At 72.8% G+C, this 12,805-nt stretch carries 14 protein-coding genes; 3 read left to right on the top strand and 11 right to left on the bottom strand.

The window, feature by feature from the left end; translation table 11 throughout:
- Positions 1 to 146: 146 nt before the first annotated feature.
- Both DLJ59_RS18020 and DLJ59_RS18015 read left to right on the top strand, forming a co-directional pair.
- Positions 147 to 1,025 carry a DUF5667 domain-containing protein gene (locus DLJ59_RS18020; protein ID WP_425271436.1) on the top strand — a complete coding sequence of 293 codons (879 nt, stop codon included), beginning with the start codon at positions 147 to 149 and terminating at the stop codon, positions 1,023 to 1,025.
- Positions 1,026 to 1,150: 125 nt separating this feature from the next.
- Positions 1,151 to 2,020 carry an HAD family hydrolase gene (locus tag DLJ59_RS18015; RefSeq protein WP_124773803.1) on the top strand — a complete coding sequence of 290 codons (870 nt, stop codon included), beginning with the start codon at positions 1,151 to 1,153 and terminating at the stop codon, positions 2,018 to 2,020.
- Positions 2,021 to 2,079: 59 nt separating this feature from the next.
- Here DLJ59_RS18015 and DLJ59_RS18010 read toward each other — a convergent pair whose 3' ends face one another.
- From DLJ59_RS18010 to DLJ59_RS17960, 11 genes are all read right to left on the bottom strand, one after another.
- Positions 2,080 to 3,147, bottom strand: a complete 1,068-nt coding sequence (locus DLJ59_RS18010; RefSeq protein WP_244236091.1) for a lysophospholipid acyltransferase family protein — start codon at positions 3,145 to 3,147, stop codon at positions 2,080 to 2,082.
- Positions 3,144 to 4,220: an NAD-dependent epimerase/dehydratase family protein gene (locus DLJ59_RS18005; RefSeq protein WP_124773802.1), complete on the bottom strand. Its 1,077-nt coding sequence runs from the start codon at positions 4,218 to 4,220 to the stop codon at positions 3,144 to 3,146. The genes DLJ59_RS18010 and DLJ59_RS18005 overlap by 4 nt, the downstream gene beginning before the upstream one ends.
- A gap of 122 nt (positions 4,221 to 4,342) precedes the next feature.
- Positions 4,343 to 4,444, bottom strand: a complete 102-nt coding sequence (locus tag DLJ59_RS18000) for a 30S ribosomal protein bS22 (RefSeq protein ID WP_007465623.1) — start codon at positions 4,442 to 4,444, stop codon at positions 4,343 to 4,345.
- A 271-nt stretch (positions 4,445 to 4,715) separates the two neighbouring features.
- The gene (locus DLJ59_RS17995) at positions 4,716 to 4,925 is read right to left on the bottom strand and encodes a helix-turn-helix domain-containing protein (protein WP_007465625.1); all 210 of its coding nucleotides are present in this window, start codon (positions 4,923 to 4,925) and stop codon (positions 4,716 to 4,718) included.
- Positions 4,926 to 5,137: 212 nt separating this feature from the next.
- The gene (locus tag DLJ59_RS17990; RefSeq protein ID WP_091402733.1) at positions 5,138 to 6,322 is read right to left on the bottom strand and encodes an ABC transporter permease; all 1,185 of its coding nucleotides are present in this window, start codon (positions 6,320 to 6,322) and stop codon (positions 5,138 to 5,140) included.
- On the bottom strand, positions 6,319 to 7,245 hold the full coding sequence (locus DLJ59_RS17985) for an ABC transporter ATP-binding protein (RefSeq protein WP_124773801.1): 927 nt from the start codon (positions 7,243 to 7,245) through the stop codon (positions 6,319 to 6,321). The genes DLJ59_RS17990 and DLJ59_RS17985 overlap by 4 nt, the downstream gene beginning before the upstream one ends.
- Positions 7,242 to 8,630, bottom strand: a complete 1,389-nt coding sequence (locus DLJ59_RS17980) for an efflux RND transporter periplasmic adaptor subunit (RefSeq protein ID WP_124773800.1) — start codon at positions 8,628 to 8,630, stop codon at positions 7,242 to 7,244. The genes DLJ59_RS17985 and DLJ59_RS17980 overlap by 4 nt, the downstream gene beginning before the upstream one ends.
- Positions 8,631 to 8,673: 43 nt before the next feature.
- Positions 8,674 to 9,963 (bottom strand): hypothetical protein, encoded by a 1,290-nt coding sequence (locus DLJ59_RS17975; RefSeq protein ID WP_124773799.1) that lies wholly within the window; start codon positions 9,961 to 9,963, stop codon positions 8,674 to 8,676.
- A 69-nt stretch (positions 9,964 to 10,032) separates the two neighbouring features.
- Positions 10,033 to 10,608, bottom strand: a complete 576-nt coding sequence (locus DLJ59_RS17970) for a TetR/AcrR family transcriptional regulator (RefSeq protein WP_124773798.1) — start codon at positions 10,606 to 10,608, stop codon at positions 10,033 to 10,035.
- On the bottom strand, positions 10,601 to 11,401 hold the full coding sequence (locus DLJ59_RS17965) for an alpha/beta fold hydrolase (RefSeq protein ID WP_124773797.1): 801 nt from the start codon (positions 11,399 to 11,401) through the stop codon (positions 10,601 to 10,603). Before DLJ59_RS17965 ends, DLJ59_RS17970 begins: the two co-directional genes overlap by 8 nt.
- A 104-nt stretch (positions 11,402 to 11,505) precedes the next feature.
- The gene (locus DLJ59_RS17960; RefSeq protein ID WP_124773796.1) at positions 11,506 to 12,426 is read right to left on the bottom strand and encodes a proline dehydrogenase family protein; all 921 of its coding nucleotides are present in this window, start codon (positions 12,424 to 12,426) and stop codon (positions 11,506 to 11,508) included.
- 106 nt (positions 12,427 to 12,532) lie between these two features.
- Between DLJ59_RS17960 and DLJ59_RS17955 the strand changes: the two genes are divergently transcribed.
- A complete protein-coding gene (locus DLJ59_RS17955) occupies positions 12,533 to 12,805 on the top strand; it encodes a hypothetical protein (RefSeq protein WP_244236090.1) in 273 nt (90 codons plus the stop codon).

The raw sequence follows: 12,805 nt of genomic DNA, 5'->3' as shown, positions 1-12,805 counted from the left end.
TCCGGGTGCGACCGGTGGATGTCCCGGCAGGCCCGGGGCACCGAGGTCCGACCGGCACGCCGGCGGCACCTCACCTCCGTGGTGTCACACTGCCGCCCGGTCGCTGGCAACGACGGCGGCCGACCGGCCGTGACCAGCGAGAGGAGGTGCCAGCGGTGGACAACACCATCTTCTCCCGCCGGCGCGCGGAGCGCTTCGCGCAGCTTCTCGACGAGGCCAACGGCGCTCGGCGACACCACGTGCGATCCCGGGTGGACGGGCAACTCGCGCCGCTCGTCGCAGTGGGTCAGCGGCTCAGCGTCGACCCCCCGGCTGTCGAGGTGGACCAGGACTTCCGCACCGGCCTGCGGGCGATGCTGCTCGCGACGGCCGAGCGGGAAGGGCTGGGCAGCACACCGGCGGTGGCCAGCGAACCGACCGCGACGACCGCTCGTGGGCGGCTGTTGCCGGCGGTCACCGCCCGACGGGCCCGAGCCCGGGGCGCGATCCTGGTCGGCATCGCCGCCGGGGCGATCGCCGTCTCCGGGATCTCGGCCGCCAGCGAGAACGCGGTGCCCGGCGACGCGCTGTACGGCATGAAGCGCTCCACCGAACGGGCACAGCTCGCCCTGGCCAGCTCGGACATCAGCCGGGGCCAACTCTTCCTGGACTTCGCCCGGACCAGACTCGGCGAAGCCGCCAAGCTGCGCGGCGACCGGATCGGCTACAGCGCGGTCCTCGACGACATGGACGCCGACACCCGGCAGGGCGTTCGCCTGCTGACCTCGGCCGCGGTGCAACGGGCCGAGTCGGGCAGCCTGGACACCCTCAACACCTTCGTGTCGAGCCAGCGCCGGGCGGTACGCGGTCTCCTGGACGGGAGCACCCGCGTCGACCGGGACCGGACCCACCGGTCGCTGCTGCTGCTGGACAGCATCCGGGAACGCTCGGACGAGCTGCGCGCTGCGATCACCTGCGGCCTGCCGGCCCCGACCGCCAGCGACGCCCTCGGCCCGGCCCCGAGCGCCTGCCCCGGGGATCGCTGACCGCGCCCCTATACCGCACGCCCGACCGGCCGCGCCACAGTTCGCTCTGTGCCCGGCCGGTCGACCGTCTGCGGCGGATACCCTCGCCAGGGAACATCCGTCGTACCGGCGAGGAAGGGAAACGCGTGGCGCGTAGCCGTAAGGTGACGGTCAGCACCGACGCCGAGGGGCACACCGCCGGCTGGGCGGAAACCGACCTGGCCCCGGTCAGCGCACCCGACCCGACCGCCGCGGCGTTCTTCGACGTGGACAACACGATGATGCAGGGCGCGTCGATCTACTGGTTCGCCCGTGGGCTCGCCTCCCGGAACTACGTGACCACCGCCGACCTGGCCCGATTCGCCTGGCAGCAGCTCCGCTTCCGGCTGCTGGCCCGGGAGCACGCCGGTGACATGTCCCTGGCCAAGGAGGCGGCACTGGCCTTCGTCGCGGGCTGGCGGGTCAACGACGTCGAGCACCTCGCGGAGGAGATCTTCGACGAGCTGATGGCCCCCCGGATCTGGGCCGGCACCCACCAGCTCGCGCAGCGTCACCTGGACGCCGGTCAGCGGGTCTGGCTGGTCAGCGCCGCTCCCGTCGAGATCGGCCGGGTGATCGCTGCCCGGCTCGGCCTGACCGGCGCCATCGGCACGGTGGCCGAGGTGGTCGACGGGGCGTACACCGGGCGGTTGGTGGGTGACCTGATGCACGGGCCGGCCAAGGCCGAGGCGGTCACCCAACTCGCCGCGGTGGAAGGGCTCGACCTGACCCGCTGCGCGGCCTACAGCGACTCGGCGAACGACCTACCGCTGCTCAGCGCGGTGGGCCGGGCGGTGGCCGTCAACCCGGACGGCACTCTGCTGCGGCAGGCCCGCCAGCACGGCTGGGAGGTACGGGACTTCCGCACCGGCCGGCGAGCGGTCAAGATCGCCGTACCGTCGACGGCGGCGGCCGGGCTGGTGGCCGGCGCGGTCACCGCCGGCCTGGCCCTACAGCGCCGCAGACGCGCCGGCTGAGCCGTCCGCTCGCGCGTCTGGGCTCCGCCGCAGGCCGGCCCAGCGGGTTGCCGCAGGCGCTAAGGGCCGAACGGGTCGGGCCGTCGCTCCAGCAGCGTGTGCAGGGTCTGCTGGATGGTCTCCCGCACCTGGTCGGCGAGGTTGAAGACCACCAGCGGGTCGTCCGCCGAGTCGGTCAGGTGCGCGGTGGGGATCGGCGGGCAGAACTCGATCAGCCACTTGCTGGGCAGCGGCACCATGCCCAGCGGGCCGAGCAGCGGGAACGTCGGCGTGACCGGGAAGTACGGCAGCTTGAGCAGCCGCGCCAGGGGCTTGATGTCGGCGAGCATCGGGTAGATCTCCTCGCCGCCGACGATGGCGACGGGCACGATCGGGGTGCCGGTGCGCAGCGCCGCCGAGACGAACCCGCCCCGCCCGAAGCGTTGCAGCTTGTACCGGTCGGCGTAGAGCTTGCCGATGCCCTTGAAGCCCTCTGGGAACACCCCGACCAGATCGCCGTTGCCGAGCAGCCGCTCGGCGTCTGGGTTGCAGGCCACCGTGCCGCCGGTCTTGCGGGCCAGCTCGGAGACGACCGGCATCCGGAAGACCAGGTCGGCGCCGAGCAGCCGCAGGTAGCGGTGGGCGGGATGCTTGTCGTGCAGCGCCGCGGAGAGGATCAGGGCGTCCAGTGCCACCGTCCCGGAGTGGTTGCCGACCACCAGGGCGGGCCCGTCCACGGGAACGTGCGCCACCCCGCTGACCTCGGTACGGAACCAGTCCCGGTAGAGCAGCCGCAGCAACGGGTGGAAGACCGCGTCGGTCAACTCCGAGTCGAAGCCGAACTCGTCGACCTCGTAGTCACCGGAGAGCCGCCGGCGCAGGAACGCCAACCCGTTCGCGACCTTGCGGTCCCAGTGGTCCCCGGGCCGGTCCACCACCGCCGGCTCGGTGCCCCCGGAAAGTCCGGCGTCGACCTCGGCGGCCGGGGTCGGTGTCGCAGCCGGGGTCGGGGTCGGGGTCGACGCGGCCTGCGCGGCCGATCGGTGTCCGTTGCGCCGCGCCGGCTCCGCGTCCGGCGGGGGCACCTGCTGGGGTACGTCGAAACGCCCGACCGACTGCGGGTCGCGCCCCTCCTCCGGTGCGCTCATGATGACCGGTCCCGCACCGCTGACCGGACCTGCCGGATGCCGTCCAGGACGAGCTTCTCGGCAGCGGCCAGCTGATCCCGGGTGACCACCACCCCACCGTGATGGGCGCGGATGAAGTCCTCGAACGCCTCGACCGTCGACCGGGGCGTGAAGCCGTACTCCTGCTCAAGCTGGCTGGTGTCGACCACCCGGCCGTGCACGAAGAGGTCGACCTGGTCCAGGCCGTAACGGCCGAAGCCCATGGTGCGGGCCAGCGCGGCGGCCCCGGAGAGACCCGGCTCCAGCACCGGCACTGCGACTCGGCCGGCGCGCCGGATCGCCTGGGACAGCGACAGCACCCCGGGACCGGCGACGTTGTACGTGCCCGGATGGTCCTCCACGATCGACCGGTGCAGCACCTCCAACGCGTCGTCGAAGTGCAGGAACTGCAGACGGGGGTCGCGGCCGAAAACGGTCGGCACGAAGGGCTGCGAGAAGTAGCGGGTCAACGTGGTGTCGGCGGTCGACCCGATGAACGGGGCGAAGCGCAGCACCGTGGCGGTGACGTCGGAGCGGCGGCGCCGGAACCCACGGACGTACCCCTCAAGGTCGAGGATGTCGCGGCCGAAACCGCCGCGCGGCACCTCGCGGGGCTCGGTCTCCTCGGTGAAGACCGCCGGATCCCGGAACGACACCCCGTACGCGGCGGTCGACGAACGGACCACGAGTTTCCGCAGCCGGGGCGCCCGCTGACAGGCGGCGAGGAGCTGCATGCTGCCGATGACGTTCTGGTCCTTCATCGCGGACCGGCCACCATGCTGCGGGTCGGGTGAGGTGACCAGCGCGAGGTGCACCACCGCGTCGACGTCCAGGTCGGCGAGGAGGCCACCGAGCGAACCGCTGTCGACGCGGATCCGTTCGACCCGGTCCAGCAGGTCGGTGAACTCAGTGCCGGAGTCCGGTGCGTCGACTCCGATGACCCGTTCGATGCGCGGGTCGGCGGCCAGTCGGGCCGCCACGTGGGCACCCAGGTAACGGCCCACTCCGGTGACGACGACGACCCCCGGAGCACCTGAGGTGCCACCGGGGGTCATCTGACACACCTACCCCGGCAGGATGGACCGAGCCGGGACGACCACGGCCTGATCACCTGAGCCTCCGGAGGTCGACAGTTTGGCAAGTGACGCCGAACGCCGGGCCGTGAGCCCGGCGGCGATCACTTGCCGAGACGGCGACGCTGGACGCGGGTCTTGCGCAGCAGCTTGCGGTGCTTCTTCTTAGCCATGCGCTTACGGCGCTTCTTGACCACCGAGCCCATACGACAGCCTTTCGATACAACGTGCGGGGCGGACCGGATGACACCACGCAGGTGGCGACGGCGACCGCTTGCGGACAACGGACCGGACCAGTCTGGGCGGCGGGGCGCGCCGGTGGGGTCTCGGTCGGGCTCCAGGGTAGCCGGAGGGCGTCAGCCGGACCAACGCGCCCCCGTCGCGACCGTCTCCGGTCCGCGACAGCGGGGCTCGCAAAGCTCACTCGGTACGCTCACCGATGCCGGTCAGCCTGGCGATGACGGGTGGAGTGGTGGCTCAGGCGGTTTCCTGAAAAGCACCCCGGAGATATTCGTGCACCGCATGCTCGGGCACCCGGAATGACCGGCCGACCCGGACGGCGGTGAGCTCACCGCTGTGCACCAGGCGATAGACCGTCATCTTCGACACCCGCATGACCGTCGCCACCTCTGCGACGGTCAGGAACTTGACCTCCGACAGCCGTCCGTCGGACTGTGACCCGGCCATGGCTCACCGACCCATCCCATGCCCGGCGCGTGCCAACCCGACGGATGCTCCGGGCCGGGCCGACGACGCGCGTGTTACCAGTACGGTAGCGGGGCGGTTGTGACCGGCGCGATCCCTTCCTGCAACTGATCATGTTTCGGTGGCCGGTTCACCCGATCCGTGCTCCCGGTATCCGCCCGTCCGCGTGCACCGTCCGGTTGTTCCGGCGCTGCTCACTCGGTGCGCAGCGCGACCACCGGGTCGAGCCGGCCGGCGCGCTGCGCGGGAACCACCCCGAAGACGATGCCCACCACCGCCGACACGCCGAAGGCGAGCGCCAACGACCACCAGGTGATCGCGGCCGGGATGGGCGACAGCGCGTCGACCAGCAGGGCGGTGCCCACACCCAGCGCCATTCCGGTGAGCCCGCCGATCGTGGTGAGCAGCACCGCTTCCAGCAGGAACTGCACGCCGATGTCGCGGGGACGCGCGCCGACGGCTTTGCGCAGCCCGATCTCCCGGGTCCGCTCCCGGACGCTGACCAGCATGATGTTGGAGACGCCGACGCCGCCGACGAGCAGCGAGATGCCGGCGATGGCGGCCAGTACGCCGGTGAGGACACCGAGGATGTCGCCGAGCACACCGAGGATCTGCTGCTGGGTGACAGCGCTGAACTCGGTGTCCGGGTGGCGGCGGTTCAGCTCGGCGACGATCCGTTCGCCCAGCTCGTCGATCCGCTCCCGGTCCGGCGCCTTCACCGCGATGCCGTCGACCCGCTGGGTGCCCCAGAGTCGCTGCGCGGCGGTCACCGGCACGTGCACCTCGTCGTCCCGGTCGACGCCGAGGCTCTGCCCGAGGGGCGCGAAGACACCGATCACCCGGAACCGCACCCCGGCCAGCGCCACCTGCTGGCCGAGCGGGTCCCGGTCGGGGAAGAGCGCACGGGCGACCGAGTCGCCGAGCACCGCCACCCGTCGGCTGGTGTCCACGTCGGTGCCGGTGAGGTAGCGTCCCCGCGCCAGCGACCTGGTGAACACCGCCGGGGTCGTCTCCAGGACGCCCTGCACGGTGGTGAAGTCGGAACGGGCGCCGGCCCGCGCGGTCGCACCGGAGGCGACGGTGACCGCCACCCGATCTGGGTCACCGACCACCCGGGTGACGGCATCCACGTCCTTGAGGGTCAACGGCGAGACGACCGGCGCGTTGCCGACCTCGATCCGGCCGGGGACGACCAGCAGCAGGTTGGAGCCGAGGCCCTCGACCTGTTGCTCGACCTTCTGTTTGGTGCCGGTGCCGATGGCCACCAGCAGGACCACCGAGGCCACCCCGATGATCACCCCGAGCATCGTCAGCGCACTGCGCAGCCGGTTGGCCCGTAGGGCGTCCAGCGCCACCCGCCACGCTTCGGCGACCCTCACGCCGCACCTCCGGGCCGCTCGACCTCGCGCGGAAGGCGCCCGGTGGCTCCGGCGGCGCCACCGGAGCCACCGGACGGGTGCCCCGGGCCGCTTCCGGACGCGGACCGGGGCTCCGCGCTGGGAGCGGAGATCAGTGTCGCAGGTCGACCGTGATCAACGGACGGCGGTCGATCATGAACGGAGTGCGGGTGTGCGCTGTCCGCCACGACCACTCCGTCGCGCATGGTGATCCGACGATGGGCGCGGGCCGCCACCTCCTGGTCGTGGGTGACCATCACCAGCGCCACCCCGGACTCCGCGTTCAACTGCTCCAACAGCTCCAGCACTGCGGCGCCGGTGACACTGTCCAGGTTGCCGGTGGGTTCGTCGGCCAACAGCACCGTCGGCTCGGTGACCAACGCGCGGGCGATCGCCACCCGCTGCTGCTCACCGCCGGACATCTGGTTGGGCCGGTGGTCGAGCCGGTGCCCGAGGCCGACCCGGCCGAGCATCGCCGCCGCCCGCTCCCGGCGCTGCCGGGCCGACACCCCCCGATAGACCAGGGGCAACGCCACGTTCTCCACCGCCGAGGTACGCGGTAGGAGGTAGAACGCCTGGAAGACGAAGCCGATCGTCTCGTTGCGCAGGGTCGCCATCTCCGGTGGGGCGAGGGTGTTGACGTCCCGCCCGCCGATCACCAGGCGGCCGCCGGTGGGTCGGTCCAGCCCACCGAGGAGGTGCATGAGGGTGGACTTGCCCGACCCGGACGGCCCGACCAGGGCCACGTAGTCCCCCGGCTGCACGGTCAGCGACACCCCTCGCAGCGCCGCCACCGACACCCCGTCGAGCTGGTACGTCCGGGACACGTCCACCGCCTCGATGGCCGCGACGCGCTCCCCTGTCGACGGGTCGCCGCGCGAACCCGCCGCGACGGGTTCGGTCACCGGACTTCCTGGCCGTCGCGGACCTGGTCGGCGCCGCGCACCACGATCCGGTCGCCGGGCTGCACGCCGTTGAGGATCTGCACCAGGTCGGCCCCCTGGACGCCCACGGTCACCGACGCCCGGTCCGCCTTGCCGTTCCGGACCACCCAGACCGCGTCGCGGCCGTCGGCCGAGAACACCGCCGACGCGGGGACGGTGACCGCGTCGACGGCTTCGCGTACCCGCAGGTGCACGATCGCGTTCATGCCGGGGCGGGGCGTCGGGGCGGGCTCGTCCTCGGCCAGCTTTCCGGCGCCCAGCGCGAGGCGTACCCGGTAGGTGACCCCGCCCTGCGCAGAGCTGGTGGGCAGCACGTCGACCGACCGGACGGTGGCGTCGTAGCTGGCGCCGGTGACGGCGTCCAACTCGACGGTGGCGGCCACGCCGGTCTTGACCAGCAGCACATCGGTCTCGTCCACCTCGGCGAGCAGACCCAACTGCCCGGTGTCCACCACGGTCAGCACCGGCGTGCCGGCGGTGACCTGGCCGCCGACCGCGACCGCGTCGTCCACCCCGGCGGGCGGCCCACCCTTGGGGGCCAGCACGGACGGGTCGAGGCCGGCGGCCTGCGCGCCACCGGCCTGCTCCAACAGCCCGGCCAGCCCGGCGTTCGCGCCACCGCCGGCCCGGCTGCCGCCCGGCTGCACAACGCCGGCGATCGGGGCGCGCAGGGTGAGCGCGTCGACAGTCGCCTTCGCCAGGTCGTACGCCTGCTGGGCCTGCAACCGCTGCGCCGCGGAGAGCGCGCCGACGGCGGAGCTCAACCCGTTGATCCCCCGCTGCACCGCCCGGACCGCCTGGTCGGCGCTGCGCGCGGCGGCCGCGTACTGGTGTTGCGCGGACGTCACCTGGGTCAGCAGCGCGTTCCGCAACTGCGGGTCGGCGATCTTGTCGGCGGCCTTGCGGGCCGCGTCGAACGCCTCATCGGCGGCCTTGTCGGTGCCGCGTCGGCTGCTGGTCAGACTGCCCGTTCCCACGCCTCGGCCGGCCCGCTTCGCGGCGGTCAGCGCCTCCTTCGCCTGCCGGAGGCGCTGCTGCGCGTTCGGTGAGTCGACCACGGCCAGCACCTGGCCGCGCTTGACCTGCTGTCCGAACTGGACGCGCAGGCTGGACAGGGTGCCGTCGGCGGGGGCGGTGAGGGTCGCGGCGGCACGAGCGGTCACCGTGGCCGGGGCGTCGATCACCTCGGTGACCGGGTTGCGGGCGGCCGACGCCAGCGTGAGGTCGAGGTCTTCGTCGCTGCAGGACGCGGCGGTGGTGGCGGTGAGGACGACGACGGCGGTCAGGGCGACGAGCAGGCGGGGCCGGCTGGTGCTGGCGGGCCGTGACGGCTGGAGGCGGCGCACCCATCGATGGTACGGCGCACCACCGCACCACCTCTGAGCTGCGTCAGCCGGCGGTGGCCCGGACGTAGGCCACGCACTCGTCGTGCAGCGTCGACCACTGCTCGCCGAACGCCTTCTCGGAGGCCGCGTCGATGGTCCCGCCGTCGTGCACCACGGTCTTGAAGAAGGTGAGCAGCGGCAGTGGCCCGTACCGGTCGACGAGGTGCCGAACGGCCAGATAGCCGATGCCGTAGCTGCCGGCGACCCGTTCGGCCGAGGCGTCGTCAGCGGGGTTGATGCCCTCCAACTTGCCATCCCAGCCGCCCCGGACCATCTTGCGCACGTCGGCGATCCCCTCGTACCTGTCGACCGCCTGGCCGCCGGAACCGGCGAACTCGGCCAGCCCCTCCACCAACCACCAGGTGAGCTTGCCCGGGTAGCCCCGCTCCGGCAACGACGCCGCGTGGGTCAGCTCGTGGCGGAGCAGGTCGTCGGTGCCGCTGTTGGGGAGCCCTTCGGCGTTGAGCACCACCTCGTGGTGACCGCCGCCCACGGTGACCGCGTAACCGCCGGTCCATTCTGGGCGTTCCCCGCCGTACCAGCGCTGCCACTCGGTGCGCCCGGCGTAGAAGATCCGGTACCGGTCCGGCGGTGATCCGGTCACCGCGTACCCGTCGGCGACCTTCGCCGCCGCCTCGGCCTGCGCGAGCAGGCCGGGCAGTTTGCCGCGCAGCGCCGGGGTGGTGGCGACGATGGTCCGCGCGCCGACGGCGACCGCCAGGTCGCTGATCTCCCACGGTCGGGTGCCGGTCTCCACCGACTTGGATTCCTCCATGGCGACCATCCGGGGCTGGTCACCGTTCTCCCGCCACCGGGTGCCGATCAGCACCGGGCTGGGCCGGCAGTTCGGCGTGACGAAGCAGTACTGGAAGCGCACCAGCAGCCGCCACTCACCGGGCTTGCCGATGATCGGCACGGGCAGCCCGGTCGGCTCGGCTCGCCAACCGGTCACCTTGAGCTCGCGTAGTGCGTTGAAGCGTCGGCCCAGGTCGTTGTGGGCGACGGGGTCGGCGACGGCGAGGAATCCTGTGCGATCGCCGGCGAGGAGTGCCGCGGACTGCCGGTGGAGTTGGGCGGTGATCCGGTCGGACAACCCGCGCGCCACGGCGGTGGCCGGGTCGTCGGCCGCCGAGGAACCGACCCGACTGACAGTGGTTCGCGCGCCTGTCTCCCGGATCACTCCGACGACGAGCGCGGCCGGCAGGCCACAGCCCAGCAGCAGGAAGACCACCACGAGCACCGTCCACAGCGGCCAGAGCCGCCGTGGTGCTGGCCGCTGCACCTCGTCAGTCACCCGCCGAAGGGTACGACCAATACCTGGACGCGGTGAGGCCGCCCCGGGCCGATCGGCCCGGCCACCCGCTCACCGGCCGGTGCCCGGCCAGGAGCGGAACGAGATGTCCATGCTCGCGATCAACTGGTGGTACGAGCGGTCGACGTCCTGGGGCAGGCCGAAACCGCCAGCGGCCTCCAGGGTCACGAAGCCGTGCAGGGCGCTGCGCAGCGCGCGGGTCGCGTCCACCACGTCGTCACCGGTGAGCCCGTACCCGCGTAGTACGGCGGCGACGGCACCGACGGCGCGTTCGCCCGCCTCGACGTGCTCCGGGTCGGCCGGGTCGGGCACCCGCTGCGTCGCCGGGTAGCGGCCCGGGTGCCGGTGGGCGTAGTCACGGTAGGCGTCCGCCATCGCCCGGAGCGCGTCGCCACCGGAGCGGCCGACGGCGGCGGTGGTCATCTCGGTGGCCAGCTCCGCGGTGGCCAGGGCGGCAAGCTTCTGGGCCAGCGCGTCCGCCCCCCGCACGTGCTTGTAGAGGCTGGGCAACGCGACCCCGAGCCGGCTGGCGAGCGCGGCGAGGGTGAGCTGCTGGAAGCCGACCTCGTCGGCCAGCCGGGCCGCCTCCCGTACGACGGTCTGCTGGTTGAGGCCGACCCTAGGCACCGGCACACACCGCCAGGAAACCGAGCAGCTCGTCGGCGGTGCGCTGCGGCTGGTCGGCGTGCGGGTAGTGGCCGGACTCCTCGATCATCCGGGCCTCGGCGGTGCCGTAGAGCCGCCGGGCGGCCCGCGCCTCGGCTCCCGGGTCGGGGAAGTCCGGGTCCTTGGACCCCATCAGCACCAACACCGGTTGCCGCACCTGTGGGGCGCGGGCGGTCCAGTGTGGCTCGGCCGGTGCGATCACACCGCGGGTCGCGGCCATCCGGCCGGGCTCGCGCAGGTTGGCCACCATCGAGCGGCGGTAGGCCGCGTCGTCGGCGGGTCGGTGCACCGGGAACAGGGTGTTGTGGAACATCCCGAAGAGTCTGGGGCTGTGCAGCACCGACCACATCGCCATCCGCAGCAGCGGGTTGAGCTTCGGTTGACCGACGAACGCGCCGATCTGGACGATGCCGGTGACCAGCTCGGGCGCGTCGGTGGCGGCGAAGACGACCGCCGCCGCGGCGGACGAGCTGCCGACCAGGACGGCCGGGCCGGCGTCGAGGTCGCGGACCACGGCCAGCAGGTCCGCGCCGACCTCCGCCGGGGCGTACGTGGGCCAGCCGGCGCTGGACTCCCCGTGCCCCCGGACGTCGACCGAGGCGACCCGGTGACCGGCGGCCACCAGCAGGGGCACGAGGTGCCGGAAGCTCGCCCGGTTCTCGCCCATGCCGTGCGCGAGGACGACCAACGGCCCCTCGCCCCGCGCCTCGTACGCGATGTGTCCGCCGTTCCGTCGCACCTGGCTAGTAGTCATAGCCTTAAAGCTAAGGCACTTAGCCAAGATTGGCAAGTCGGATACCCAAACGGGCCGGCGGTGACCCGAGGGTCGCCGCCGGCCCGTCGGCCGAACCGGAGAAACTACTTCTTGGAGATCAGGGCACGGCCGAAGAAGACCAGGTTGGCGGGGCGCTCAGCGAGCCGACGCATCAGGTAGCCGTACCACTCGTCGCCGTACGGGACGTAGGTGCGCACGGTGTAGCCCTCGCCGGCCAGCCGAGCCTGCTCCTCGGGGCGGATGCCGTAGAGCATCTGGAACTCGAAGCGCTCCGGCCCCCGGTCGAACCACCGGGCCCGGTCCTCGCCGATGGCGATCATCCGGGGGTCGTGGGTGGCCAGCATCGGGTACCCGTCGCCGGACATCAGGATGTTCATGCAGCGGACGTACGACCTGTCCACCTCACGGGCCGACTGGTACGCCACCGACTCCGGCTCCTTGTAGGCGCCCTTGCACAGCCGCACCCGCGACCCGGCCGAGGAGAGCTCCCGGCAGTCCGACTCGGTCCGGCGCAGGTACGCCTGGAGCACCGCGCCGGTCGACGGGAAATCCTTGCGCAGCCGGCTCAGCACCTCCAACGTCGAGTCGGTGGTGGTGTGGTCCTCCATGTCCAGGGTGACAGTGGTGCCCGCCGCGTCGGCCGCCGCGCAGATCGCCCGCGCGTTGTCGTACGCCGACTGCTCGTCGAACATCTGGCCGAGGGCGGAGAGCTTCACGCTCACCTCGGCGGCCGGGGTGAGCCCCGCGGCGGCGAGCATCTTCAGCAGCCTGAGGTATTCGTCCCGGGTGGCGGTGGCCTGCTCGGGGGTGACGGTGTCCTCACCGAGGTGGTCGAGGGTGACCGCGAGACCGTCGTCGACGAGCCCGCGGGTCGCGCGCAACGCGTCGTCGGTGGCGGCGCCGGCGACGAACCGGCGGACGACGTCCCGGGTGTACGGGGCGGTCGCGACGAGCCGCTCGACCTGGGATGACCGGGAGGCGGCGAGGATGACGGAACGGAGCATGAGCCGAGCGTAACGCCCCTGCCAGGGGCCGCGCCGAGGGGCGGCGGGGCCACCTCGACCCGGGGGCGGGGCGGCGGCGGTGGCGTCGATCGGCTACAACGATGCCGTGGACCAACGCCCCCGCCGCCGACTCCGATCGGCCTCCGTGCAGCTCGGCGCGCTCACCGCCCTCGCGCTCGCCCTCTCCGGCTGCAACATGACCTCGGACGACGACGATGACGACGACTGCGCCCTCGGGCCGGTCGGCGGCGGCGACACCGTCGCGCTGGCGATGCGGGTCAGCGACCCGGCCGCCGGCCGCACCGCCCCGGAGCCGACCACCGCGGCGCTGCCCGACCGCGGCGGGTTCGGCACCCACCTCGCCTCCTGCGGCGGCTGA

The sequence above is a fragment of the Micromonospora inaquosa genome, from assembly GCF_003857055.1.
Classification (GTDB): Bacteria; Actinomycetota; Actinomycetes; order Mycobacteriales; family Micromonosporaceae; genus Micromonospora; species Micromonospora inaquosa.
Note: the sequence above shows the minus strand (reverse complement) of the source record. Positions and strands in the feature narration are given on the sequence as shown.

Bases quoted from the DNA above. Each gene is read 5' to 3' on its own strand.
- DLJ59_RS18010 (WP_244236091.1), bottom strand. From the start codon at position 3,147: ATGAGCGCACCGGAGGAGGGGCGCGACCCGCAGTCGGTCGGGCGTTTC.
- DLJ59_RS18005 (WP_124773802.1), bottom strand. From the start codon at position 4,220: ATGACCCCCGGTGGCACCTCAGGTGCTCCGGGGGTCGTCGTCGTCACC.
- DLJ59_RS18000 (WP_007465623.1), bottom strand. From the start codon at position 4,444: ATGGGCTCGGTGGTCAAGAAGCGCCGTAAGCGCATGGCTAAGAAGAAG.
- DLJ59_RS17995 (WP_007465625.1), bottom strand. From the start codon at position 4,925: ATGGCCGGGTCACAGTCCGACGGACGGCTGTCGGAGGTCAAGTTCCTG.
- DLJ59_RS17965 (WP_124773797.1), bottom strand. From the start codon at position 11,401: ATGACTACTAGCCAGGTGCGACGGAACGGCGGACACATCGCGTACGAG.
- DLJ59_RS17960 (WP_124773796.1), bottom strand. From the start codon at position 12,426: ATGCTCCGTTCCGTCATCCTCGCCGCCTCCCGGTCATCCCAGGTCGAG.